This is a genomic window from Streptomyces sp. NPDC021225 (assembly GCF_044332865.1).
Classification (GTDB): domain Bacteria; phylum Actinomycetota; class Actinomycetes; order Streptomycetales; family Streptomycetaceae; genus Streptomyces.
The window spans coordinates 265,720-290,495 of record NZ_JBIRPV010000011.1 but is presented as its reverse complement, the minus strand read 5'-3'; the positions used below and the strand labels follow the sequence as shown (position 1 = coordinate 290,495).

General features: G+C 70.1%; 23 protein-coding genes, 1 tRNA gene and 1 pseudogene. 7 read left to right on the top strand and 18 right to left on the bottom strand.

The window, feature by feature from the left end:
• Together ACH4S9_RS36670 and ACH4S9_RS36665 are read left to right on the top strand one after the other, a co-directional pair.
• Positions 1–187 (top strand): annotated as a pseudogene (locus ACH4S9_RS36670) (ABC transporter); the annotation flags it as partial.
• Positions 184–975 (top strand): ABC transporter permease, encoded by a 792-nt coding sequence (locus ACH4S9_RS36665; RefSeq protein WP_311729174.1) that lies wholly within the window; start codon positions 184–186, stop codon positions 973–975. The pseudogene ACH4S9_RS36670 and the gene ACH4S9_RS36665, both read left to right, overlap by 4 nt.
• Before the next feature lie 101 nt (positions 976–1,076).
• Here the strand turns inward: ACH4S9_RS36665 and ACH4S9_RS36660 are convergent, their stop codons facing one another.
• Genes ACH4S9_RS36660 through dnaK form a run of 4 tightly spaced genes read right to left on the bottom strand, consistent with a single transcriptional unit; the run spans position 1,077 to position 5,276 of the window.
• A complete protein-coding gene (locus tag ACH4S9_RS36660; RefSeq protein ID WP_311729175.1) occupies positions 1,077–1,541 on the bottom strand; it encodes a heat shock protein transcriptional repressor HspR in 465 nt (154 codons plus the stop codon).
• 4 nt (positions 1,542–1,545) lie between these two features.
• On the bottom strand, positions 1,546–2,727 hold the full coding sequence (gene dnaJ / locus ACH4S9_RS36655; RefSeq protein ID WP_311729176.1) for a molecular chaperone DnaJ: 1,182 nt from the start codon (positions 2,725–2,727) through the stop codon (positions 1,546–1,548).
• Positions 2,728–2,763: 36 nt separating this feature from the next.
• On the bottom strand, positions 2,764–3,411 hold the full coding sequence (grpE, locus tag ACH4S9_RS36650; protein WP_311729177.1) for a nucleotide exchange factor GrpE: 648 nt from the start codon (positions 3,409–3,411) through the stop codon (positions 2,764–2,766).
• The gene (gene dnaK, locus ACH4S9_RS36645) at positions 3,408–5,276 is read right to left on the bottom strand and encodes a molecular chaperone DnaK (protein WP_311729178.1); all 1,869 of its coding nucleotides are present in this window, start codon (positions 5,274–5,276) and stop codon (positions 3,408–3,410) included. The genes grpE and dnaK overlap by 4 nt, the downstream gene beginning before the upstream one ends.
• A 301-nt stretch (positions 5,277–5,577) precedes the next feature.
• Between dnaK and ACH4S9_RS36640 the strand changes: the two genes are divergently transcribed.
• A complete protein-coding gene (locus ACH4S9_RS36640; protein WP_398375903.1) occupies positions 5,578–7,881 on the top strand; it encodes a (Fe-S)-binding protein in 2,304 nt (767 codons plus the stop codon).
• An 89-nt stretch (positions 7,882–7,970) separates the two neighbouring features.
• Here ACH4S9_RS36640 and ACH4S9_RS36635 read toward each other — a convergent pair whose 3' ends face one another.
• Entirely contained in the window at positions 7,971–11,051 is a 3,081-nt protein-coding gene (locus ACH4S9_RS36635; RefSeq protein WP_398375901.1) for a SpoIIE family protein phosphatase, read from the bottom strand.
• Positions 11,052–11,539: 488 nt separating this feature from the next.
• Between ACH4S9_RS36635 and ACH4S9_RS36630 the strand changes: the two genes are divergently transcribed.
• The 3 genes from ACH4S9_RS36630 to ACH4S9_RS36620 all read left to right on the top strand — a co-directional run bounded on the left by ACH4S9_RS36630 (position 11,540) and on the right by ACH4S9_RS36620 (position 15,787).
• A complete protein-coding gene (locus tag ACH4S9_RS36630; protein ID WP_398375899.1) occupies positions 11,540–13,072 on the top strand; it encodes an FG-GAP repeat protein in 1,533 nt (510 codons plus the stop codon).
• Positions 13,073–13,187: 115 nt separating this feature from the next.
• Positions 13,188–14,720 (top strand): FG-GAP repeat domain-containing protein, encoded by a 1,533-nt coding sequence (locus ACH4S9_RS36625; protein WP_385347379.1) that lies wholly within the window; start codon positions 13,188–13,190, stop codon positions 14,718–14,720.
• Between the two features lie 143 nt (positions 14,721–14,863).
• Positions 14,864–15,787 (top strand): Yip1 family protein, encoded by a 924-nt coding sequence (locus ACH4S9_RS36620; RefSeq protein WP_398375897.1) that lies wholly within the window; start codon positions 14,864–14,866, stop codon positions 15,785–15,787.
• A 57-nt stretch (positions 15,788–15,844) separates the two neighbouring features.
• Here the strand turns inward: ACH4S9_RS36620 and ACH4S9_RS36615 are convergent, their stop codons facing one another.
• Positions 15,845–16,342, bottom strand: a complete 498-nt coding sequence (locus tag ACH4S9_RS36615) for a phosphoribosyltransferase (protein WP_311729184.1) — start codon at positions 16,340–16,342, stop codon at positions 15,845–15,847.
• 6 nt (positions 16,343–16,348) lie between these two features.
• Complete coding sequence (gene dcd / locus ACH4S9_RS36610; RefSeq protein WP_385347375.1) at positions 16,349–16,924, bottom strand: dCTP deaminase; 576 nt, start codon at positions 16,922–16,924, stop codon at positions 16,349–16,351.
• 511 nt (positions 16,925–17,435) lie between these two features.
• Between dcd and ACH4S9_RS36605 the strand changes: the two genes are divergently transcribed.
• Positions 17,436–17,509: transfer RNA gene (locus ACH4S9_RS36605), tRNA-Gly, on the top strand.
• A 61-nt stretch (positions 17,510–17,570) separates the two neighbouring features.
• Here ACH4S9_RS36605 and ACH4S9_RS36600 read toward each other — a convergent pair.
• The 11 genes from ACH4S9_RS36600 to ACH4S9_RS36550 form a co-directional block, all read right to left on the bottom strand.
• On the bottom strand, positions 17,571–18,728 hold the full coding sequence (locus ACH4S9_RS36600; RefSeq protein WP_398375892.1) for a tyrosine-type recombinase/integrase: 1,158 nt from the start codon (positions 18,726–18,728) through the stop codon (positions 17,571–17,573).
• Positions 18,728–18,940, bottom strand: coding sequence for an excisionase family DNA-binding protein (locus ACH4S9_RS36595; RefSeq protein ID WP_361192641.1), 213 nt, complete (start codon positions 18,938–18,940; stop codon positions 18,728–18,730). The genes ACH4S9_RS36600 and ACH4S9_RS36595 overlap by 1 nt, the downstream gene beginning before the upstream one ends.
• Positions 18,933–20,216: a replication initiator gene (locus ACH4S9_RS36590; protein ID WP_398375889.1), complete on the bottom strand. Its 1,284-nt coding sequence runs from the start codon at positions 20,214–20,216 to the stop codon at positions 18,933–18,935. Before ACH4S9_RS36590 ends, ACH4S9_RS36595 begins: the two co-directional genes overlap by 8 nt.
• Before the next feature lie 160 nt (positions 20,217–20,376).
• Positions 20,377–20,673 (bottom strand): hypothetical protein, encoded by a 297-nt coding sequence (locus tag ACH4S9_RS36585; RefSeq protein WP_398375885.1) that lies wholly within the window; start codon positions 20,671–20,673, stop codon positions 20,377–20,379.
• Positions 20,674–20,712: 39 nt separating this feature from the next.
• A complete protein-coding gene (locus tag ACH4S9_RS36580; RefSeq protein ID WP_398375882.1) occupies positions 20,713–20,898 on the bottom strand; it encodes a hypothetical protein in 186 nt (61 codons plus the stop codon).
• Positions 20,899–20,910: 12 nt separating this feature from the next.
• Positions 20,911–21,099, bottom strand: a complete 189-nt coding sequence (locus ACH4S9_RS36575; protein ID WP_014177726.1) for a mobile element transfer protein — start codon at positions 21,097–21,099, stop codon at positions 20,911–20,913.
• 11 nt (positions 21,100–21,110) lie between these two features.
• The gene (locus tag ACH4S9_RS36570) at positions 21,111–21,704 is read right to left on the bottom strand and encodes a DUF2637 domain-containing protein (protein WP_398375879.1); all 594 of its coding nucleotides are present in this window, start codon (positions 21,702–21,704) and stop codon (positions 21,111–21,113) included.
• A 15-nt stretch (positions 21,705–21,719) separates the two neighbouring features.
• The gene (locus tag ACH4S9_RS36565) at positions 21,720–21,929 is read right to left on the bottom strand and encodes a hypothetical protein (protein WP_398375877.1); all 210 of its coding nucleotides are present in this window, start codon (positions 21,927–21,929) and stop codon (positions 21,720–21,722) included.
• Between the two features lie 80 nt (positions 21,930–22,009).
• Positions 22,010–23,383: an FtsK/SpoIIIE domain-containing protein gene (locus ACH4S9_RS36560; RefSeq protein WP_398375875.1), complete on the bottom strand. Its 1,374-nt coding sequence runs from the start codon at positions 23,381–23,383 to the stop codon at positions 22,010–22,012.
• A 5-nt stretch (positions 23,384–23,388) separates the two neighbouring features.
• Positions 23,389–23,739: a hypothetical protein gene (locus ACH4S9_RS36555; protein WP_398375873.1), complete on the bottom strand. Its 351-nt coding sequence runs from the start codon at positions 23,737–23,739 to the stop codon at positions 23,389–23,391.
• Positions 23,740–23,934: 195 nt separating this feature from the next.
• On the bottom strand, positions 23,935–24,720 hold the full coding sequence (locus tag ACH4S9_RS36550) for a GntR family transcriptional regulator (RefSeq protein ID WP_398375870.1): 786 nt from the start codon (positions 24,718–24,720) through the stop codon (positions 23,935–23,937).
• Between the last annotated feature and the right edge of the window lie 56 nt (positions 24,721–24,776).

The following is a 24,776-nucleotide window of genomic DNA, read 5'->3' as shown; positions in this document are numbered from 1 at the left end:
CGAATCCCTCGCCCTCCAGATCCCCAGCGACGGCAGCCAACGCGAACTGCGCTCCATCCTCGACTGGCTCGACACCGCCGGCATCGAAGCCGACGAACTCACCGTCCACACCCCCGACCTCGACGACGTCTTCTTCGCCCTCACCAGCACCACCCAGCCGAACCAGCCCAAGGAGGCTGTCCGATGAGCTCCCTCTCCCTCGCCGTCCGCGACTCGTCGACGATGCTGCGGCGCAACCTCCTGCACGCGCGGCGCTACCCGTCGATGACCCTGAATCTGCTGCTGACGCCGATCATGCTGCTGCTGCTGTTCGTCTACATCTTCGGCGACACCATGAGCGCGGGCATCGGGGGTGGCGGCGCCGACCGCTCCGAGTACCTCAAATATCTCGTCCCCGGGCTCCTGCTGATGACCATCGGCAGCACCACCATCGGCACCGCCGTCTCCGTCTCCATGGACATGACCGAGGGCATCATCGCCCGCTTCCGCACCATGGCCATCCACCGCGGCTCCATACTCATCGGCCACGTCATCGGCAGCGTCCTCCAAGCCATCGCCAGCGTGATCCTCGTCGGCGCCGTCGGCGTGGCCATCGGCTTCCGCTCCACCGACGCCACCGCCCTCGACTGGCTCGCAGCCTTCGGACTCCTCGCACTCTTCGCCCTGGCACTCACCTGGATCGCCGTCGGCATGGGCATGGTCAGCCCCAGCCCGGAAGCCGCCAGCAACAACGCCATGCCACTGATCTTCCTCCCCCTCATCTCCAGCACCTTCGTCCCCATCGACGCCATGCCCGGCTGGTTCCAGCCGATCGCCGAATACCAGCCCTTCACCCCCACCATCGAAACCGTCCGCGGCCTCCTCCTCGGCACCGACATCGGCAACAACTGGTGGATCAGCATCACCTGGTGCCTGGCCCTGACAGCCCTCGGCTACCGCTGGTCCCAGGCCACCTTCAACCGCGACCCGAAGTAGCCGAGGACAACGCCCTCACGCCGACAGAAAGCGGCCCGGTGACCGACGGATCGGTCACCGGGCCACTCGATGGGGTGAGGCCGGCGCGCAACGCGCGGCCGCTACTCCGACCGCTTGGGCTTGGGACGCCACACCACCAGCGCGCTGGTCTGCCGGACCTGGTCGTAGGGGACCAGGTCGCGGCGGTAGGAGGCGTGGACCGCGGCCTCGCGCTGCTGCATCGCCGCGGCCGCGCCCTCGACCGCGGACTGGAGTTCGGCGACGCGCTCCTGGAGGGCGGCGACCTGGTTCTCCAGTTCGATGATGCGCTTGATGCCGGCGAGGTTGATGCCCTCGTCCTGGGAGAGCTGCTGCACCTGGCGGAGCAGCTGGATGTCGCGGGCCGAGTAGCGGCGCCCGCGGCCGGCCGTGCGGTCGGGGGAGACCAGGCCCAGCCGGTCGTACTGGCGCAGGGTCTGGGGGTGCAGCCCGGAGAGCTGAGCGGCGACCGAGATGACGTACACCGGCGACTCGTCGGTCAGCTCGTACGGGTTGCGGCTCCTGCCTCCGAGCCCAGACGTCTCCATGGGGTCACGCTCCCTTCGCGGACTGGAACAGCTCCGCCCGCGGGTCCTCCCCCGCGGTCGCCTCCCGGTACGACTCCAGCGCCTCGCGCGCCTTGTCGCTGAGGTCCTTGGGGACGGTGACCTCGACGGTGACCAGCAGGTCGCCGCGGGTGCCGTCCTTGCGCACCGCGCCCTTGCCGCGGGCGCGCATCGTGCGGCCGTTGGGCGTGCCGGCCGGCAGCTTCAGGGTGACCGGGGGGCCGCCGAGCGTCGGGACCTTGATCTCGCCGCCGAGCGCCGCCTCCGGGAGGGTGACGGGCACGGTGACGGTGAGGTTGTCGCCCTTGCGGCCGAAGACCGGGTGGGGGTCGACATGGACCACCACATACAGATCGCCGGCCGGCCCGCCGGTCTCGCCCGGGGCGCCCTTGCCGCGCAGCCGGATCCGCTGGCCGTCGCTGACGCCCGCGGGGATCCGGACCTGCATGGTGCGGGCGCTGCGGGCACGGCCGCTGCCCTTGCAGGTCTCGCAGGGGTTCTGCGCTATCAGGCCGCGGCCCCGGCAGTCCACGCACGGGTCGGTGAGCGAGAAGCCGCCCCCGCCGCCGCGGCTGACCTGCCCGGTGCCGACGCAGGTCGGGCACACCCGCGGGGTGCCGTTCTTGTCGCCGGTGCCCGAGCACGCCTTGCACGGGGCCTGACTGGACATCCGCAGCGGGACCGTGGCCCCCTCCACTGCCTCGGTGAAGCTCAGCGTCACCTCGGACTCGATGTCCTGGCCGCGGCGCGGCTGGGCACGGGTGGAGGTGCCACGGTTGAAGAGGCCACCGAAGACGTCCCCGAGGCCGCCGCCGAAGCCGCCCGCGCCACCGGCGCCGCCCCCGGGCTGGGCGCCGCCGAAGAGGTCGCCCAGATCGAAGTTGAAGTTGCCGGTGCCGCCCGCGCCCGGCCCGGGGCGGAAGCCGCCGTTGCCGAACAGGGCGCGCGCCTCGTCGTACTCCTTGCGGCGCTTGGGGTCGCCCAGGACGTCGTTCGCCTCGGAGATCTCCTTGAAGCGCTCCTCGGCCTTGGCGTCGCCCTTGTTGGCGTCCGGGTGGAACTCGCGGGCGAGTTTCCGGTACGCCTTCTTGATCTCCGCCTCGGTCGCGTCCTTGGGGACGCCGAGGACTTTGTAGTAGTCCTTCTCGACGAAGTCCTTGGTGCTCATCCTCGACGTCCCTCCTCTCCTGCCACCGCTGTCACGTCAGCCCTCTTCCGGGCCACCGCTCTCCTCGTCCGGCGTCTCGTCCCCCTTGGGCTGGGCGCCCGGCTGGGGCTCGGCGACCGCGACCCGCGCCGGGCGGATCGTACGCTCGCCGATTCGATACCCCGGCTGCAGAATCTGCACGCACGTGGTTTCGGTGACGTCCGGCGCATACGAGTGCATCAGCGCCTCGTGCACCAGCGGGTCGAAGGGCTCGCCCTCCGCGCCGAACTGCTGAAGGCCCATCTTGGACGCGGTCGTCTCCAGCGACTCGGCGACGGACTTGAAGCCGCCGACGAGCTCGCCGTGGTCACGAGCGCGGCCGATGTCGTCGAGCACGGGCAGCAGCTCGGTCAGGAGGTTCGCCACGGCGATCTCCTTGACCGTCACCCGGTCCCGCTCGACCCGGCGTCGATAGTTCTGGTACTCCGCCTGGAGCCGCTGGAGGTCTGCCGTGCGCTCGTTGAGCGCCGTACGGACCTGGTCCAGCTGGGCCTGGATGGCCACCTGCTCGAGGTCCCCTGCCTGGGCCTCCGGGCCCGCCTTGTCGGCGGACCCGGCGGCACCCTTGGCCGCATCGTCAGGGGTCTGTGCGGCCTCGGAGGGGACGTCGGGCTGCTCCTCGAAGCCCGGGGTCTCCTCCGTCACGCGGCACCACCCCGACCCTTGTCGCTCTTCTCGTCGTCCACGATCTCGGCGTCCACGACGTCGTCGTCGGCCTTGGCCTGGCCGTCACCGGCGGCCGCGCCCGCGGCACCGGGCGCGCCCGCGCCGTCCGCCTGGGCGTTGGCGTACAGCGCCTGGCCCAGCTTCTGGCTGACGGCCGCGACCTTCTCGGTGGAGGTGCGGATCTCGGCGGTGTCGTCGCCCTTGAGCTTTTCCTTCAGCTCGCCGAGCGCGGTCTCGACCTCGGTCTTGACGTCGCCGGGGACCTTGTCCTCGTTGTCCTTGAGGAACTTCTCGGTCTGGTAGACCAGCTGCTCGGCCTGGTTGCGGGTCTCGGCGGACTCGCGGCGCTTGTGGTCCTCCTCCGCGTACTGCTCGGCCTCGCGCATCATGCGGTCGATGTCGTCCTTCGGCAGCGCGGAGCCGCCGGTGACGGTCATCTTCTGCTCCTTGCCGGTGCCGAGGTCCTTGGCACCGACGTGCATGATCCCGTTGGCGTCGATGTCGAAGGTGACCTCGATCTGCGGCACGCCGCGCGGGGCCGGCGGCAGGCCGGTCAGCTCGAACATGCCGAGCTTCTTGTTGTACGCCGCGATCTCGCGCTCGCCCTGGTAGACCTGGATCTGCACGGACGGCTGGTTGTCCTCGGCCGTGGTGAAGATCTCCGAGCGCTTGGTCGGAATCGTCGTGTTGCGCTCGATCAGCTTGGTCATGATGCCGCCCTTGGTCTCGATACCGAGGGACAGCGGGGTGACGTCCAGCAGGAGGACGTCCTTGACCTCGCCCTTGAGGACACCGGCCTGGAGCGAGGCGCCGATGGCGACGACCTCGTCCGGGTTGACGCCCTTGTTGGCCTCCTTGCCGCCGGTCAGCTCCTTGACGAGCTCGGCGACGGCCGGCATCCGGGTCGAGCCGCCGACCAGGACCACGTGGTCGATCTCGGAGAGGGCGATGCCCGCGTCCTTGATCACGTTGTGGAAGGGGACCTTGCAGCGCTCGAGCAGGTCGCTGGTCAGCTGCTGGAACTGGGCGCGGGTGAGCTTCTCGTCCAGGTGCAGCGGGCCCTCGGCGGAGGCCGTGATGTAGGGCAGGTTGATCGTGGTCTCGGTGGAGCTGGAGAGCTCGATCTTCGCCTTCTCAGCGGCCTCGCGGAGGCGCTGGAGGGCCATCTTGTCCTTGGACAGGTCGACGCCGTGGCCGTTGTTGAACTGCTTGACCAGGTAGTCGACGACGCGCTGGTCCCAGTCGTCACCACCGAGGTGGTTGTCACCGTTGGTGGCCTTGACCTCCACCACGCCGTCGCCGATCTCCAGCAGCGAGACGTCGAAGGTGCCGCCGCCGAGGTCGAAGACCAGGATGGTCTGGTCGTCCTTCTCCAGCCCGTAGGCGAGGGCGGCAGCGGTAGGCTCGTTGACGATACGCAGAACGTTGAGGCCCGCGATCTCACCGGCCTCCTTGGTGGCCTGGCGCTCGGCGTCGTTGAAGTACGCCGGGACGGTGATGACCGCGTCCGCGACCTTCTCGCCCAGGTAGGCCTCGGCGTCCCGCTTGAGCTTCTGCAGGATGAAGGCGCTCATCTGCTGCGGGTTGAAGTCCTTGTTGTCGATGTTGATCTTCCAGCCGGTGCCCATGTGGCGCTTGACCGACCGGATGGTCCGGTCCACGTTGGTCACCGCCTGGCGCTTGGCGACCTCACCGACCAGGACCTCGCCGTTCTTGGCGAAGGCGACGACGGACGGCGTGGTCCTGGCGCCCTCGGCGTTGGTGATGACGGTGGGCTCACCGCCTTCGAGCACACTGACGACGGAGTTCGTCGTACCCAGGTCGATGCCGACCGCACGAGCCATTTCGCAATCCTCCAGCTACACAGCATTGAGTGGAACAGGCTCAAGAGTGCCCGACCGAATCCGCCGTGTCAACAGACCTGAGCCGGACCGACTCAACTTTTATGCAGCTCTTATTTACAGGACACGGACAAGGCGACGGGAGGGCGCGCGAGGTGGTACCACCGAGCGACACAGATCACCGGCCGGTCGGCTACATGAGCCACCGGCTCCCCGGGTAATCTCGGTCAAGACCAGATAAGTTACTGCTTAGTAATCCACGTACTTCCGCGTACTTCCGCTCTCGCAGGTTCGAGGAGCCCCCATGCAACTCGCCGCGATCATCGTGTCGCTGGTCCTCACCGCGGTCGGCGTTGCCCTGCTCGGCCGCGCCATCGCGCAGTTCGTGCGCTTCTTCAAGCTCGGCACGCCGGTGCCGGCGGGCGCCCGGACCGACAACCCCTACCAGCGCAGTGTGACGCTGGTCCGGGAGTTCCTCGCGCACACCCGGATGAACAAGTGGGGCATCGTCGGCGTCGCCCACTGGTTCGTCGCGATCGGCTTCCTGACCCTGCCGCCGACCATCATCAACGCCTACGGCCAGCTCTTCCAGGCGGACTGGACGCTGCCGGTCCTCGGCGGCTTCCTCCCCTACGAGCTGTACATCGAGTTCATCGGCACCATGACCACGCTCGGCATCGCGACCCTGATCGTGATCCGGCTGCTGAACCTGCCCAGCCGGGCCGGCCGCAAGTCGCGGTTCGCCGGCTCCACGGCCTGGCAGGCGTACTTCGTCGAGTACGTCATCCTCATCATCGGCATCGCGATCATGGTGCTGCGCGGCACGGAGGGCGCGCTGCACCATGTGGACTCCTACGAGCCGGAGTACTTCGCCTCGTATCCGCTGGTGCTGCTCTTCAAGAGCCTCAGCATCGGCGCGGTGCAGAACCTGACCTACCTGTTCGCGATGATCAAGCTCGGCACGACGATGGTCTGGATGATCACGGTCTCCGTGAACATCGACATGAGCATCGCCTGGCACCGCTTCCTCGCCTTCCCCAACATCTGGTTCAAGCGCGAGTCGAGCGGAGAGGTGGCGCTCGGCGCGCTTCAGCCGATGACGTCGGGCGGCAAGCCGATCGACTTCGAGGACCCGGGCGACGACGACGTCTTCGGCGTCTCCCAGATCGAGCACTTCTCCTGGAAGGGCCTGCTCGACTTCTCCACCTGCACCGAGTGCGGCCGCTGCCAGTCGCAGTGCCCCGCCTGGAACACCGGCAAGCCGCTCTCGCCGAAGCTGCTGATCATGTCGCTGCGCGACCACTCGCACGCCAAGGCGCCGTATCTGCTCGCGGGCGGCGGCGCTGTGACATCAGCGGCTGCCGCCGCGGGGCCGGAGGGGGAGGAGAAGGCGTCCGCCGAGGCGTTGAAGGACGTCCCGGCGTCGGCGCTGGCCGAGGCCGAGCGGCCGCTGATCGGCACGCTGGAGGCGAACGGCGTCATCGACCCGGACGTGCTGTGGTCCTGCACCACCTGCGGCGCCTGCGTCGAGCAGTGCCCCGTCGACATCGAACACGTCGACCACATCGTGGACATGCGCCGCTACCAGGTCATGATCGAGTCCAGCTTCCCCTCCGAGGCCGGGACGATGCTCAAGAACCTGGAGAAGAAGGGCAACCCCTGGGGGCTGGCCAAGAAGCAGCGGCTCGCCTGGACGAAGGAAGTCGACTTCGAGGTGCCGGTCGTCGGCAAGGACGTCGAGGACCTCACCGAGGTCGACTACCTCTACTGGGTCGGCTGCGCGGGCGCCCTGGAGGACCGCGCCAAGAAGACCACCAAGGCCTTCGCGGAACTGCTGCACATCGCGGGCGTCAAGTTCGCGATCATGGGCGGCGACGAGTCCTGCACCGGCGACTCGCCCCGCCGTCTGGGCAACGAGTTCCTCTTCCAGCAGCTCGGCCAGCAGAACGTCGAGATGCTGAACATGGCATTCGGCGAGTCCGCCGAAGGTGAAGAGGGGGAGGAAGGCGTCGTCGTCGAGAAGTCCAAGAAGAAGATCGTCGCGACCTGCCCGCACTGCTTCAACACCATCGCGAACGAATACCCGCAGCTCGGCGGCCACTACGAGGTCATCCACCACACCCAGCTGCTCCAGCACCTCGTCGACGAGGGCAAGCTGGTCCCGGTCACCCCGGTCGAGGGGCTCATCACCTACCACGACCCCTGCTACCTGGGCCGCCACAACAAGGTCTACACCCCGCCGCGCGAGATCATCGCCAAGGTGCCGGGGCTCAGGAACGAGGAGATGCACCGCCACAAGGAGCGCGGCTTCTGCTGCGGTGCCGGCGGCGCCCGCATGTGGATGGAAGAGCGCATCGGCAAGCGCATCAACGACGAGCGCGTGGACGAGGCGCTGTCCCTCAACCCGGACATCGTCTCCACCGCCTGCCCGTTCTGCCTCGTCATGCTGACCGACTCCGTCAACGGCAAGAAGAACGAAGGGAAGGCGAAGGAGTCGCTCCAGGTCGTGGACGTGGCGCAGCTGCTGCTCGACTCCGTCAAGACGCCCGCCGAGCCGGAGGACGACGGCGAGACGGCACCCGAGCCCGAGCCGGAGCCGGTGAAGTAGCGCCAACGTCCCCTTCGTCATCCCGACGGGCCTGATCCGGCCGACCGACCGGATCAGGCCCGTCTTCGCGTTCGGCGCGGGGCCGGGGCCTAGTAGCGCCGCTTACCGCGCTGCGGCAGCGTCTGCTCGGTCCAGATGACCTTGCCCTCCGCCGTGTACCTCGTCCCCCACCGGTCGGCGAACCGCGAGACGAGGAACAGCCCGCGCCCGCCCTCGTCCTCCGTCGCCGCGTACCGAAGATGCGGCGAGGTGCTGCTGGTGTCGGACACCTCGCAGATCAGGCTGCGGTCGCACAGCAGCCGCACCCGGATCGGCCCGGTCGCGTAGCGGATCGCGTTGGTGATCAGCTCGCTGAGGATCAGCTCGGTGGTGAACGCCACGTCGCCCAGGTCCCACTCGGCCAGCCGCGCCGCCACCGCGGCGCGCACCGCGGAGACCAGGGCCGGGTCGGACGGCACCTCCCAGTCCGCGATCCGCTCCGGCTCCAGCACCCGCGTACAGGCGACGATCAGCGCGATGTCGTCGCTGGGGGTGTCCGGCAGCATCTCGCCGAGCACCGCCGTGCAGGTCTCCTCCGGCGTCCGCCCGGCGTGGGAGAGGGACGCGCGCAGCAGCTCCAGGCCCTCCTCGATGTCCCGGTCGCGCTTCTCGACCAGGCCGTCGGTGTAGAGGACGAGGTGGCTGCCCTCGGGCAACTGAAGCTCCACCGTCTCGAAGGGCAGCCCGCCCAGGCCGAGCGGCGGCCCGGCCGGCACCTCGGAGAACTCCACCGAGCCGTCCGGGGACACCACCGCGGGCGGCGGATGTCCGGCCCGGGCCATGGTGCAGCGCCGGGACACCGGGTCGTAGATCGCGTACAGACAGGTGGCGCCGGTGATCACGCCGCCGCCCGCCAGGCTCTCCGAGCGCTCGTCCTGGTCGATCCGGTCGATCAGATCGTCGAGGTGGGAGAGGATCTCGTCGGGCGGCAGGTCGAGGGTGGAGAAGTTGTGCACCGCGGTACGCAGCCGCCCCATCGTGGCCGCGGCATGCAGCCCGTGCCCCACCACATCGCCCACCACCAGCGCCACCCGAGCCCCCGGCAGCGGAATCACATCGAACCAGTCACCGCCCACCCCCGACTCCGCGGGCAGATAGCGGTACGCCACATCCAGCGCGCTCTGCTCGGGCAGCACCTGCGGCAGCAGGCTGCGCTGGAGCGTCACCGCCATGGTGTGCTCGCGCGTGTACCGCCGGGCGTTGTCGATGGACACCGCGGCCCGGGTGACCAGCTCCTCCGCGAGGGACACATCGTCCATCTCGAAGGGCTCGGGCTTCTCCGAGCGCATGAACGTGGCGATGCCCAGGATGACGCCCCGGGCCCGCAGCGGGACCGCGATCATGGAGTGGATGCCGCCCGCGACGATCCGCTGCGCCCGGTCCGGGTCGTGCTCCTGCCATCCGGAGAAGTCGCCGAGCACGGCCTCCACGGTCGTCTCACCGCTGGCGAACCCCCTGGCCTGCGGCGTGAACGGGCCGTAGCGGATCAGCCCGCCCAGCGGATACAGCCCTACGTCCTCGCGGATGCCGCTGAGGGCGGTGCGGCGCAGCGAGGTGCGCGCGGTGGCACCGCTGCCCGTGGCCGCGCCGGTCGGCTCCTCGCCGCGCAGCACCGGGTCCACCAGATCCACCGCGACGTAGTCGGCGAACCGTTCCACCGCGTATTCGGTCAGCTCCTGGGCCGTGCGCACCACGTCCAGCGTGGTGCCGACCCGCACCCCCGCGTCGTACAGCAGCCGAAGCCGCTTGCGCGCCACGTCGACCTTGCCGGACAGGGTGCGCAGCTCGGTGGTGTCGCGGAGCGTGGCGACGCTGCCGGGCGGCCCGCCGTTGCGGTCGGTCGGCCGGTGGCTGACGGTCAGCAGCCGCTCCCCCGCCTTGTGCACCTCGTCGGTGGCGGGGCGGCCCGACACCAGCAGCTCGGCGGTGCTCGGGTCGAAGCCGAGCTCGGTGACCGGGTGGCCCTCGGCGTCCGGGGGCAGGTCGAACAGCCGGCGCGCCTCGTCGTTGGCCAGCAGCAGCCGGCCGTCCCCGTCGACGATCAGCACGCCCTCCCGTACGGAGTGCAGCACCGCGTCGTGGTGCTCGTACATGCGCGTCATCTCGCCCGGGTCCAGGCCGTGGGTCTGCCGCCGCAGCCGCCTGCTGACCAGCGCCGTGCCGCCCGTGGCCAGGATGAGCGCGGCGGCGACGCCGCCGAGGAGGATCGGCAGCTGCTTGTCGACCGCGCCGCTCACCTTCTCCACGGTGATCCCGGCGGCGACCAGGCCGACGATCTTGCCCCGGCTGTCGGTGACGGGCACCACGGCCCGTACGGAGGGGCCGAGGACGCCCGTGGACGTCTCGGTGACCGTGCCGCCCTCCGCGGCGGCGCGGTAGCTCCCGAGGAAGTGCAGGCCGATCTGCTCCCTCTCGGGGTGCGTGTAGCGGATGCCGTCCGTGGTCAGGACGACGATGAAGTCGACGCCGGCCCGGTGGCGGGCGCGCTCGGTGCGCGGCTGGAGGATCGCGGTCGGGTCGGGGGAGCGCAGCGCCTCGACCATGCCCGGGGCGTTCGCGAAGGACTCGGCGACGGCGAGCGAGCGGCGGCGGGCCTCCTGGTCGGTGTCGTGCCGGGACTGGAGTACGAGGGCCGCCCCGGCGGCGACGGCGAGCAGCAGCACGACCGCCACCTGGAGGAAGAACACCTGGCTGGCGACCGTACGGGTGAGGCGCAGCACGGCGCGCCGTACGGATCGGGCGGACCGGGCCGGCTGGGTGGGCCGGTTGGGCCGGACCGGCCCGGTGGGCCGGGCGGTGGGCGCGGTCCGGGCGGCGCGGCCTTGGGACTCACGGCCGGAGTCAGGGCCGGACTCGTGGCTTTCGCGGGTGCGGCCCGTGGGCGCTGAGGCCGGCTCAGGGCCGCCGGGCGGCGGTAACGGCTGTGGCTCCGCCGACCGTTGCCGGTCGCTCAGCGAGCGGGCCGACGGAACCCGGGACAGACCGAACGATCTGGCCGTGCTTCCGCGTCTGCCGCTGTCGCCGCTTCCGCCGCTGTCGCCGCTTCCGCCGCCGTCGCCGCTTCCGCCGCTCTCGTCCTCCGGCGGGCGAGCGGCATCCGCCGCGGCCGGCCGACCACTTGCATCGGACATCTGACTACGCTCCACCCACCCCCTCCCCCCATGAACGTTTCTTCGAATCAACAACCACCCGCATGCCGTGCAGTACGACCATGGCCGCCCCCGCCTCAACCGCTCCGAACATGACTCGATCCTGACCGCGAAATGACGCTTCTCACAACAAGGTTGCGGATCTCTACAGGATCATGCCCCAAACCTCTGCACAGGAATGTCCTGAACAGCCCTTCCGCACCATAAGTCATCTCTACAGCCAAGCAGATGTTCCGAAACTGAAATGCCCTGGAAGGTGCTGATACATGAATACCGCGCCTTTGAGCCAAAGGGCGCCCGGACCCCACTCTCCCCGACCCGACACAACGACAACTGACCCACGTCCCCCGTCCGTTCACCTTCACAACACCCCCGCAGCATGAACGCGCAACCCTCCGCACGCCCCGCGAGTCACACCGGCGGGAGCTCCCTGCTCCACCCCACCGTCCCGCCCCACCCTTGGAGCTCTTGTGCCGACCTCGCGTCTACGGAACCTCGCCATCGCCGTCGCGGCCGTCGCTGCCGGCACCTTCGGCGCCCAGGCCGCCCCCGCGGCACCCGCCGACTCCGTCTCGCCCACGGCGAGCGCGAGCGCGTCCGGCGCACGCGCCGCCGCGGCCTCCGCGCAGCACGACTTCAACGGCGACGGCTACGACGACCTCGTCACCGCCACCCCCAAGGCCCCCGTCAACGGCCGGGCCGGCGCCGGCAGCGTCGTGGTGCTCTACGGCTCGGCGAACGGCGTCGCCCCGTCCCGCTCCACCACCCTCACCCAGGCCACGGCCGGCGTCCCCGGCACCCCCGAGGCGGGCGACGCCTTCGGCTCCGACGTGGCGAGCGGCGACCTGGACGGCGACGGCTACGACGACCTCGTGGTCGCCTCCAGCGGCGAGAAGACCACCGACGGCACCACCACCCGGACCGGCTCGGTCACCGTCATCTGGGGCGGCCGGAACGGCCTGAAGAACGGCGGCACCGCGGTCCCCGCGGACCGGGCGGGCGTTCCGGTCGGCGACCCGTTCGGCATCGACGTCGCCGTGGCCGACATCGACGGCGACCAGGGCCAGAACCTCATCGTGCTCACCGGCGGCAGCCTCGTCCCGTACGCGGACGGCTTCACCCGTACCGCGCCCTCTGCCGCCATGCCCGTCACCGACTCCATCCGGGAGAACCCCCACGCCCTGGCCACGGGCGACTTCACCGGATCGGGCAGCAGCGACATCGTCGTCTACGGCTCGCAGGACACGGACGAGACCAGCGGCGCCTGGACCGCCGTCTACAGCGGCGGCCCCGCCGGGGTCGAGTTCCAGCGTGAACTGGCCGACGGCGCCTCGGCCGTGCCCGAGTCGGCCGCGGTCGGCGACTTCGACAAGGACGGCCGCGCGGACCTGGTCACCGGCTCGGGCACCAACTGCTGCCCCGACTCGGTGAACGACCCGTCCGAGTCCGCCGGCCAGATCACCGTCTACTACGGCGCCCAGAACGGCCTCGGCAGCGGCCGCCGCCCCGTACTCATCCACCAGGGCACGGCGGGCGTGCCCGGGGTGAACGAGTACGTGGACCACTTCGGCGCCTCCCTCGCGGCCGGCGATGTGACCGGCGACGGCTACGCGGACCTCGCGGTCGGCCTGCCCGGCGAGGAGGTCGACGGGGTGGCCGGGGTCGGGTCCGTGGTGCTGCTCAAGGGCGGCGCGAGCGGGTTGACCGGCACCGGCGCCCAGGCCGTGCACCAGGACACCGCGGGCGTCCCGGGCGTCGGCGAGAAGGACGACCACTTCGGCTCGGCCCTCGGCGCCGCCGACATCAATGGCGACGGCAGGGCGGACCTGGCCATCAGCGCGAGGGGCGAGGACGTCACCCCCGGGGCGACGGCGGACGGCGCGGTGTGGTCGCTGCGCGGGGCGCGGGGCGGGATCACGACGACGGGGGCCACGTCCTTCAGCGCGCCGAAGTTCGGCTTCACGTACACGAACAACGAGTTCGGGTCGGTGCTGGGCGGCTGACCGGGGCTTGCCGGGCCCGTGGGACGGGCCCGGCGCCCACACCCCCCATTGACACCCCTGGCACCCCTGACACCCCGAAACCCGCCCTGGGAGCCCCCACGTGCACAGCCGCCACATGCACAGCCACCATGGCCGATCTCCCTCGCCCCTCCCCCGCCGCCGCTCCGCGACGCTGGCCTGCGCCGCGGCGCTGGCGCTGCTCACCGCGTGCGGTGCGGGCGGCGACGGCGGGGGCGACCCGAAGGACGAGAAGGCGTCGAAGAAGGCGTCGAAGAACGGGCAGACCTCGGCACCCGGCGGCGCCCGCACCGGCGCCCCGGTCATCACCCCCACCGCGACCGCGCCCGTCCCCCGGGGCAAGGGCAGCGAACTGCCCGACGACCTCAACGGCGACGGCTATCCCGAGCTCGCGCTCCCGCTCTTCGCGAACGAGGAGGACACCGGTCCCACCCTCCTCGCCTTCGTCCACGGCTCGCCGGGCGGCCTCAACCCCGCCACCCGCACCGTGCTCACCCCCGAGGACCTCGGCCTGCCCGCCCGCGACGCGGACACGCCGGCCGTGCCCCCGACCGACGTCGCCACGGCCGACCTCGACGGCGACGGCTACGCCGACCTGGTCACCCCGGTGAACGAGCGGCTCGGCGAGGCCGATTCCGACCGCCTCCACACCACCGTACGGACCGTCCCGTACATCACCTGGGGCGACGCCGACGGCCCGCGGCGCGGCGCCAAGGCCACCCGCGCCACGCTGACCGGCCCCGACGACAGCGTGGACGCGCGGCGGCCGGCGGTGGGCGACTTCGACGGGGACGGCCACCACGACCTGGCGCTGGTGCGCGCGGACCGCGGGTCCTTCCTCGTGCTGTACGGGCCGTTCGGCCGGGACGGCAAGGCCGCCAGGGCGGTGCCGTACGAGACCCCGCTCGGCAGCGGCGACAGCGGCGGCGACATCAGCGAGCTGATCGCGGACACCGTCGACGGCGACCGGCCCACCGATCTGGTGGTGCACGCCATGAACGACGACGATCAGTCCGCCTCCGTCCTGCTGGCCGCGGGCCCGGGCGGCCTCGCCCGCACCGGTCACAAGCTGCGCGAGGGCAACGCGATCGCCTTCGGCGACTTCGACGGGGACGGTCTGCGGGATGTGGCGGTCGGCGACAGCGGCACCCGCAACAACGAGCCGGGCTACGAGACGGAGGCGCCGGACGTGGACCACACACTGACGGTCTACACGAAGAAGACCTTCAAGAACATACCCATCAAGATCGCGAACATGGCGGGCGGCCTGGCCGCCGCGGACACCGACGGCGACGGCACCGACGAGCTGGCCGTCGCGCTCGAAGCGGGCGGCGTCGAGATCATCACCGTCCGGCCGGACTCCCCGGGCGACATCGCGCGCCGCCACACCCTGACCCGTACCGCCCCCGCCCGCGTGGACGGCGAGAAGATCCGCAAGGACCGACGCGCCGCCCGGCTCCACGGCGCCGGGGACTACGACCACGACGGCAAGGACGAGGCCGTCCTGGCCTGGGGCCGCGACCCCGTGTTCGCCCTGTACGGTGACCGGCCGGAGTGGTGGTGGATCACCGACGGCACCGCCGACAAGACCGCGTTCAGCGACAAGCCCTTCGCCGCCGACACCGACTGACACCCACTGACCGGCTGGCCCCCGCCCCCTGCGGGGGAAAACCCCCCAGGGTCCCCCTAAGGGATGTCACAGCTCGGCCGCAATGCCGGACCTGATATGAGAGGTCCGGCACCCCAGTCCCGACGACCGGGTACGTTCGATTCGTGGCTGGATTCAGGATCGGACGCGGACGGGACTCCCGGTCCGCGCAACAAGGGCAGCAGCAACCACCGCAGCAGCAGCCGTACGGCCGGCAGCCGCCGCCGCACGGCGGGCAGCCGCCGCAGTGGCAGCAGCCCGCCTCACACGGCGAGCCGGAGTACTTCGGCGGCCAGGACCCGTACTACGACCCGCATCAGGGCCAGGGCGGCGGCGGCTCGTACAGCAACAACAATCCGGGCCATACCCAGCAGTTCAGCGTCGGCGAGGCGCCCGACGCCTACGACCCGTACGGCCAGGACCCCGGCTACGGCCCCGGCCCCGGCTCGTACGACGACGGCTACGGCAACACCTACCGCGCCGGCGCCTCCACCGCCCCGCCCGCCGGCCCGCGCCTGCCCTGGAAGCAGCTGCTGAGCGGCATCGTGCTGCGCCCCTCGGCCACCTTCTGGCAGATGCGCGACTACGCGATGTGGGGCCCCGCCCTGATCGTGACGTTCGTCTACGGCCTGCTCGTGGTCTTCGGCTTCGACCAGGCCCGCGCGGACGTGCTGAACGCCTCGATGGGCAACAGCATCCCGTGGATCCTCGTCACCGGCGTCGCGGTCGTGATCAGCGGCCTGATCCTGGGCGCGGTCACCCACACCCTGGCCCGCCAGCTCGGCGGCGACGGCTCGTACGCCCCGACCATCGGCCTGTCGATGCTGATCATGTCCATCACGGACGCGCCGCGCCTGCTGTTCGCCCTGTTCCTGGGCGGGGACAGCCCGACGGTGCAGGTGCTCGGGTGGGCGACCTGGCTCGCGGCGGGCGCGCTGTTCACCTCGATGGTGAGCAAGTCGCACGACCTGCCCTGGCAGAAGGCGCTGGGCGCGTCGGCGATCCAGCTGATCGCGCTGCTGTCGCTGCTGAAGCTGGGCACGCTGTAAGACGCCGAGAGGGGCCCACCAGGGCCCCTCCACCTTTCCGCCTCCCCGGCGGGGTCGTCAGGCGTCAAGCACCTGCCCACCGCGCCGCACGACGGGCGGCGCGACGCTCCAGGGGAAGTTCACCCAGTCATCCGTGCGCTTCCACACATACTCACACTTGACGAGACTCTGCGACTTCTCGTAGATCACCGCGCTGCGCACCTCGGCGACCGTGTCGGCGCAGAAATCGCGGACGAGCTTCAGCGTCTTGCCGGTGTCCGCGACATCGTCCGCGATCAGCACCTTCTTGTCGGAGAAGTCGATCGCGTTGGGCACGGGCGCCAGCATCACCGGCATATCGAGGGTGGTCCCCACGCCGGTATAGAACTCCACATTCACCAGGTGGATGTTCTTGCAGTCCAGCGCATACGCCAGCCCACCCGCGACGAACACCCCGCCCCGCGCTATGGACAGCACGATGTCCGGCTCGTACCCGTCGTCCGCGATCGTCTGCGCCAGCTCCCGCACCGCGGTGCCGAAGCGCTCGTACGTCAGGTTCTCCCGCTGGTCACTCACCCCGGCTCACACCTTCGTCCGGTGGAAGTTCTGGTACGACCGCGACGGCGTCGGCCCGCGCTGCCCCTGGTAGCGGGAGCCGTAATGCGCCGATCCGTACGGATGCTCGGCCGGCGAGGTCAGCCGGAACATGCACAGCTGCCCGATCTTCATTCCCGGCCACAGCTTGATCGGCAACGTCGCCACGTTCGACAGTTCCAGGGTCACATGCCCCGAGAACCCCGGGTCGATGAAACCGGCCGTCGAGTGCGTCAGCAGCCCCAGCCGCCCCAGGCTCGACTTCCCCTCCAGCCGCGAGGCGATGTCGTCCGGCAGCGAGATCACCTCGTATGTCGAGGCGAGCACGAACTCCCCGGGGTGCAGGATGAACGCGTCATCCTCCTCCGGCTCCACCAGCCGCGTCAGATCCGGCTGCTCCACCGCCGGGTCGATGTGCGGATAACGGTGGTTCTCGAACACCCGGAAGAAGCGGTCCAGCCGCACATCGATGCTCGACGGCTGCACCATCACCGGATCGAACGGATCAATCCGTACCCGTCCGGCGTCGATCTCGGTCCGGATGTCCTTGTCTGAGAGAAGCACGCAACGAGGATACGCAAACGAACCCCGTGCTCCGGGCCCGGCCCAATCGGACCGGGCCCCCGTCGCGACAGTCAGGACGCGGTCACAGCCCTAACGCTTCCCGCCGGCACCCACCGGCACCGCCTGCCGCAACCGCGCACAACGCGGACAGCGCAGCAACCGACCGGGACCGATCCGGTCGACGGTGAGGTGCTGCATCGGGAACGAAGCGGTGCTGAACACGTGCCCTTCGGCACAACGGACGACGGTGCGCTCCATTGAGTCCCTTCCCCATGAACGTGGACGACAAAAGCCACATTAGGGGATCAACCACCCACCACTCCACGCGGCACTCCGCCCCACCGTACGCCCCAACTCCCCCACCCCCCTAGCCGCTTCCCCACCCCCACCCCACACCCACGCCCAACGGGCAAACTCTCCCGAACAACGCGAAAACCCCACGGCGAATGCGCCGGGGGTCAGGCATGGGGTACAGTGTGCGACGATGCGACACGGACGGACAGTGTCTCTCGCGGGTGTAGTTTAATGGTAGAACATGAGCTTCCCAAGCTCAGAGCGCGGGTTCGATTCCCGTCACCCGCTCCACGACGAAGGCCCAGGTCACAGACCCGGGCCTTGCTTGTTGTCTAGACCTATTTAGCGCTTTCTAAGCGTCGCGCACCAGATCCGCACCAGATGCCGCCTCGGCGGCCTTCTGCCGGTCGGCCCGCACCCGGGCATCGATCCCGGCGGCCACCTCCTTCTGCCGCTCTGTGGTCGAGTGCTGATAGATCAACGCGGCGCGCTCGGAGGACTGCCCGGCGCGGACCATGGCGTCCTTGAGCGTCGCGCCTGACTGGGTCGAGAGGGTGTGCCCGGTGTGACGAAGATCGTAGAAACGGAAGTCGTCGGGAAGTCCGACTTTCGCCCGCGCCCGTCGCCACTTCCGCCCGAAGGAAGACCGACGGAACGGCGCCCCCTTCTCCCCGACGAAGAGCAGCCCGTTGGGCTCCTTCTCGGCGAACCACTTCAGATGCCGCTCCAGGTCCTTGCGCATGAAGCCGGGCAACACGATGAACCGCTTCCCCGCCTCGGACTTCGTATCGCCCACCACCCGCCGACCGGTTGTCAGCTCAGGCGCGGCCCGGCGCACCCACACCCCGACCGCATCGAGGTCCACGTCCGGCCGCCGCAGCTCGGCTTGCTCCTCGGGGCGAGCAGGGCCGTACGCGGCGATGTAGACCATGAGCCGCCACCGGGGCCCAATCGCGTCCGCCAGGGCGTCCACCTGCTCAACGGTGGCTATGGGTCGTTCGCTGGCGGATTCCTTGCCCGCACCGCGTATCCGGCACGGGTTGCGACGGATCAGCTCGTCCTCAACGGCCGTTTCCAGGATGGCTTTCAGCAGCCGGTACGACTTCGCGACAGTCGTGGCCCCGATCGTCTCCAGACGCTCAGCGCGCCAGGTGCGGACGCGTGGAGGCGTTATCTCGCCCAGGTCCCAGACGTGGAAGGTCGGCAGGATATGCAGCCGCAGCAGTCGCCGGTACAACTCCTCGGTGGTGGGAGAAAGCCCACGCTCCTTCACCCACCGCAAGGCGTACTCCTCGAAGTTGACGGCGCCCGCGTCGGGGTCCTGCCAGTCCCCGCGCGTCAGGTCCGCCTCAACTTGAGACAGCCACACCTCAGCATCCTTCTTGGTGTCGAACGTCTCCGGCGAACGCTGCTCTTGCCCGTCCGGCGCCAGGTAGCTCGCTGTCCAGCGCCCCGAGCGGTACTGACGGACCGAGCCGAAGCGGCGCCGGTTGCCCTTCTTGTTCCCCATCAGGCAGCCCTCCCGAGGCGACGCCGCCGAGGCTGTACCGGCCGCACGGTGTTGGCGTCGATGTACTCCTGAATGACGCTCGCCGGGATACGGACGTGGCGACCGACCTTGACGTAGGCGATGCGCCGCTCGGCGACCAAGCGCCGAGGGAAGCGATCGGTGGTGCCCAGCAGCTCGGCGACCTCTCTGACGCTGAGGTACCGGTCACGCATGTGTCGGTTCTCCTTCCGTACCGGGGGCGGGGGTGATGGTGGCGGCGAGCCATTCCTCGGCAGGGGTCAGGCCCGTTCCGGCATAGACCCAGTGGGCGAGGACGAGCGTGGTGTCTTCCTGCTCCAGCTCGGCGGCGACTTGGACCCGTCGCCATGCGGCGCGGGCCTCACGAAGAGCCCCGAGAGTCGTTGAGTACCGACGCGACTTGGTAGAGAAGTGGCCCCGAAAGCCGAGCATGTGAGCCCAGGCACGGAGCCGGAGAGGTTCCAGATCCTTGCGAGCGCCGAGGGCCCAGGCAGTGCGGATCAGGCGGCGGGTGTGTTCGGGAACGTCGATCTGAGCGAGTTCGGCGATGAGCCGTATCGGCCGGTCGAGAGCGCCGGTCGCCGTCTCGGCGCCTTTGGTGGCGTACTTGGCGATGTACGCGGCGACAGCTCGATCGGTCAGCGCCGTTCCGCCGTCGAGTTCGGGCCCACGGATGGGCCGTACGTCGAGCTGGCGGCCGAAGACGAAGCGGTGAGCCCGGCCGTCGATCATCGGCCCTTTCACCTCTGCCTTTGCTGCCGCAGCGCGAATCGAATCAGCCAGCAGCTCGGTTGTGGCCCAGGCCGGCGGGAGGGTGTCACCGCCTTCCGGGCCATCGAGCCGGATCACAGCATGGAAGTGCACAGCCCCGCGCTTTTGATACTCGGCGACCTTGGCGAAGGACAGCCGGGCGTGGTCCCGGAAGGCCCGTTGCGTGAGTCCGGCCCGCTTGGCGACCTCCCGCCGCAGGTAGATCGAGAACCGTCGCCACAGGGGCCCGGCGCGGGTGTTCCAGAGCACCGCGGATTCGTAGTCGTACGTGTCCGGGTTCAGTGGAGCGCCAAGCGCATCGTCGTCCTGGTCGTGGCAGACGCCGCAGCGACAGCGCCGGACGGGGCCGGTGGGCCGGTTGTGGACCGGGCCGAAGCTGGGGGCGGTGAAGGTGGCGAAGACGCGCGGGTGCGTGGCTACCTCCTCAGGGGTGCCTTTGCCGCCGCGTAGTCCGGCGGTGATCAGGTGGAAGGTGTCGCGGCGGTAGACCTCAGCGCAGGCCGGACAGCGGGTGACACGGCGGTTGTTGCAGCGGACCAGCAGATGCCCGGCGGGCAGCTCGGCGGAGTCCAGGTGGCGGAGGACGCGCCCAATCTCGCCGGTGCCCCGGTTCACCTCGTGCTCGGTGCGGTGGCCGTCGAGGCGGATGGGGTGCGTGCAGCCGCCAAGGCCGGAGAGTTGGCGCAGCAGGGCGGGCATGGTGCCGAGTGCTGCCAGGCTGCCGAGTTCGGGCAGCGGTGGCGGGGTGGTGCGGGTGATGATGGGTTTCTCCTCTTTCGACTCTGGTCGGGAGGGGTTGGGCTGCCGGGGCGGCGGATGCTTGGCGGTATCGAGGCCGCCCCGGCAGTCGTGTTGCGGTTCAGCGGCGCCGCTGGTTGCCGAGCAGTGAGCGCATGACGACGGCAGCGACCGCGACGGAGATAGCCGTGACGGCGACAGCAGCGAGCAGAGCCGTCAGGACGATGCCGACCGTGACCACGGCGGCGACGGTCCCAGCGCTGAACCCGGGCACCATCCGATGAGCGGGCGCAGGCGCGGGGGCGGTGTGCTGGCAGGAGCAGGCCGGGGCGTGCCCGTGCTGGACGGCCGGGACGCTCGGGCTGATCACGTGGGTGGAGGGCAGGGCGGGGGCCTCGGGGAACTTGGGTCGGAACACGATGCATCTCCTCTCAGCTACTCGTCTAGGTGAGTGGTGTTAGCGGTTGACGACGTCCACGCCGGAGCGCGTGCCGGATTCAATGACCGGGGCGAGAACGGTGTGGGAGAGCCAGAAGCCGAACAGAGCGATCACGACGACGACCCAGACTCGGACGCCGAGGAACTTGATCGCGAACCAGGTGATGGCTCCGAGGACGAAGATCAGAGGCAGGCTAACGATCACGGGGATCTCCTTTCAGCGGACAGGGCAGCGGTGCGTACGGGCGGCCAGCTCGGCGGCGGCCCGAGTGTCGTAGTCAGCGGAGAAGTCGCAGCGCGGTGCGGTGCATACGGCGGTGTGCTTCTCGCGGCCCCGCTGGTCGTAGGCGGTACCGACCCGGACAGGGCCGATGCGAGCGATGTTGCGGAAGCGGCGGAGCGACATGGGGACTCCTCTCAGAGACGGGCGGCGATGGCGTCGGCGAGCGGCGCGGGCACGCCGAGGCGGGCGCGCAGGGTGTCGGGGCCGATGGGTGAGCCGGTGCGGGCGTGGTGTTCGTCGGCGAGCTTGCGCGCGTGGGTGACGAGCGCGGCCGGAACATGCGGGACAGGCAGCTGCGGCTTCTCGGGTTCGGCGGGTGGACCCGCGGTTTCCCGCTCGACAGCCACCGGCGCGGGTTCGGCAGCGGGCGCGGTGTGGGCGAGCAGGGTCCCGCCGAGGAAGGCGACGGCGGGCCATCCGGCGACGAGGATGCGCAGCCAGGCCGGTACGTCGGCCAGGTCGAGCAGCCCGGCGGTGGCGACGTTCGCCCCGAGCGACGCAGCCAGGGCGACGACGAACCAGCACCAGCCCGCCGCCTTGGACGCCCCGGACCGCAACCGCCGCCAAGCCGCCACGAGCAGCAGATCCACGGACACCGGATAGGCCCACGCCTTCCACCCGTCCTGTCCGGCCGCCGAGGCCAGGTCGTGCAGGTGAGCGAAGGACAGCGCGGCGGCGATGACCGCTTGTACGAGCACCGCGTCAACACGCGCCAGATGAGCACGCATAGTCTTCCCTCCCGCTCAGTCGGCGCCCTTGAGCGCGTCGGCCCTGTCGCGGGCAATGGCGGCGACCTCAGCAGCCTCGGTGTCACCAGGGCTGTCGGCGGCGATGCGTTCCAACAGGTCTGCCTTGCGGCTCATCAGGTCAGCGAGGTCGCCGACTCTGTGTTTGCGGTAGTTGGCCAGGTCAGCGATGAGGGCGGAGACCTCGGAGATCGAGGGTCGGGACATGGTCGATTCCTTCCGGGTTCAGGCATGGCGGGGGTAGGGACTTGGCGCGATACGGTCACGCCGACCGTGGGATGAAGGGGTTACTCGGTAGCCGGAACGGGCTTGACCAGCGTCGGAGCGCTCGCCGGGACGGCCGGCACGGCGAGCCGGAATGGTTCGAGCGCGGGCAGGTCGGGCACCAGGTGCGCGTTGTCGCGGCAGGTGGCGGCAGCGTCTGCGAGTGACAGGTAGGGGGTGCGGATGCGGGACCAGCCGCCGGAGGTGTCCCCGGCGACCGCGAGGCCGGGCCGTTCGGGCGCGATGGCACAGGCCGCGCCGACCGCTTCGGGGGCGATGTCGCCGAGCGCCATCTTGGCGGAGGCTTCATCGTTCACGCGGTGGCAGACCCGACCCGTGAGCTGAGCCCGCAGCATGGTGGCGCCCTTGCCCAGCTCGGCGCCGAACCTCTGCCCGCACACCTCCAGGTAGATGCCCGCCGCGCGGCCGAGTTGGGCGAGCCGGATGAGCTGGGTGACCATCTCGTCCCGCCTCTCCTCGTCTTTCCGCGTGGCGACGAGGAAGAGTTCGGCCACCTCGTCCACGAGCAGCACCACCGGCACCGGCCGCTCATCCTCCGGAAGCCCCCAGATGTCGGAGGTGATCTCCTCGTCCGGAGTGCTCGGGGCGATGCCCTGCCGGGCCTTGATCAGGTCGTACCGGTCCTCCATCAACTCAACGAGCACCGGCAGCAGCTCGGCCGCCTGCACAGGATCGGTGGCCAGCGCCGACAGTCGCGGGGCGAACGGCGCCAGTTCCACACCCCGTTTGCAGTCGATCCCGACCAGCGCGACCGGTTGCCGCGCCAGGCCGGTGATCAGGTGCCGCAGGAACATCGACTTCCCCGACAACGTGGCGCCGAGGGTGAGTTGGTGTGGGATGGCCCGGTAGTCCCGTACGAACGGCGTGGCGTCCTCCCGCAGCGCCACCGGCACCTTGAGGAAGCCGCCCACCGTCTTACGGGGCATCCGGACCTTCCGCAGGACATCGAAGCCGATCAGCCTCAGCTCCACGACGCCCGGCTTGATCTCCTCGACGTATACGCCGTGGACGCCCCAGGCGTGCCGGAGCCGTTCGGCCGAGGCCGCCACGTCGGCGGGTTCTTGTCCCGGGGCCAGCCGCAGGCGGACCCGCAGCCCGGTCGATGTCGGCCGGATGATCCCGCGTCGCGGCGGGACCGGCCGGACCTCCCGGCGGGTGAGTGCCTGTATGGCCCAGGCCCGGAGCCGGGACGGCGGCACGGTCAGCCCGCAAGCGTCCATCACCGCCCCGTACGACCCGAGCAGCTTCACCGTGGAGACCGGCAGACCGACCGTCGACCAGTACGCGGCCGGATGCTTGGCCCGGAGGTAGGCGGCCCCGCCGACCGTCGCGGCAACGGGACCACCCACCTCCAGCAGCGTCGTCACATCGGTCATCAGGCTCAGGCCCCCGCACCGACCGGTATGACGGCCGGGGCGATGGCGTCGGCCCGGAAGGCGATGCCGTGCCGCTGCTGCCCGTTGAACACGCTCTCCCACGGCCGCGCAATCAACCCGATCAGCGTGACCGGCGAACCAAGCGCCAGCCCGTCCGTCACCCCGCTCTCCGGCACGGTCACCTGAAGCAGGGAGGACTCCCCGCCGTCGATGTAGACAACTCCCAAGCGCATCAGGGCCTCACCGCTCTGGGCATCCTTTGCGATCTCGCCGGTCTGCCGGTCCTTCACCTTCGGCTCAGGTGCCTCAGTCAGCAGGATCGTCGCGGAAGACACGTCAACACGGATGGAACGCAACTGCTTCTCCTTCTCTCACACTTCAACCATCTAGTCATCTAGATGAGTTGCTGCCCTCCGACCCGAACGGGCGGGGAACGGGGACCACCATGCCACACAACTTGCCCACTCGTCTATACGAGTATGTGTCTTGGTGTGTACGAGTCGAGAGAAGCGGCCCACCGCAGCCGCCGAGCGCGCCATCCGGCCCGCCTGTCAGGTGGCGGGCAGCTGGTAGGAGAGGACGTAAGCGTCAGCGGCCATCACGGTGTCGCAGACCTCCACGGCCCGCCCCTCTGAGTCGTAGGCCGTGCGGATCAGGTGGATCACCGGTACGCCCGAGGCGAGGTGCAGCGTGCGGACTTCCTGCGGGGAGGGCATCCGGGCGCGGATCTCCTCGTCGAAGTGGTCCAGGTGGTGGCCCATCTCTTCCAGCCGGGCGTAGATGCCGCCGGGGCCGGGGTTGGGCTGGGCGATCGGGGTGTCCCGGGCGAGATCGAGCGGCAGGTACGAGGTGGCGAACTCCACCGGCCGCCCATCGAGCAGATACCGGCGCCGACGGGCGAGCACCTTCCGTGGCGAGCCGAGCCGGGCGGCGATGTCCTGCGAGGGCCGCTCCTCCTTGACCTCCAGGCTGTCCACCTCGGGGCGGCTTCCCGCGGCTTCCGCCTCCACCGTGAACGCCGACTTGCCCTGATCACGATGACGCCGCGCAAAACGGTCCGAGGCCAGGCGCCGCACGGGCGGCCGGGGCCGGACGAAGACACCCTTGCCGTGCTCGGAGACGGCGAGCCCTTCTTGCTGGAGCAGGGCCAGCGCGTTGCGGACGGTCATCCGTGAGACGCCGAAGTGCTCGACGAGCTCAGTTTCCGAGGGCAGCTTGTCGCCCTCCTTGAAGCGGCCCTTGTCGATCGCTTCGCGCAGCCGGTCGGCGATCTGCCGGAACACGGCCCGATCGCTGGTCGGGTCCAGCGCGCCCAGGACGGAAGTCAGAGAAGGCATGTGTTTCTACTCCTTTAGGTGTCTAGACGAGCGGCTGACCCTGGTTGCTACGGTGG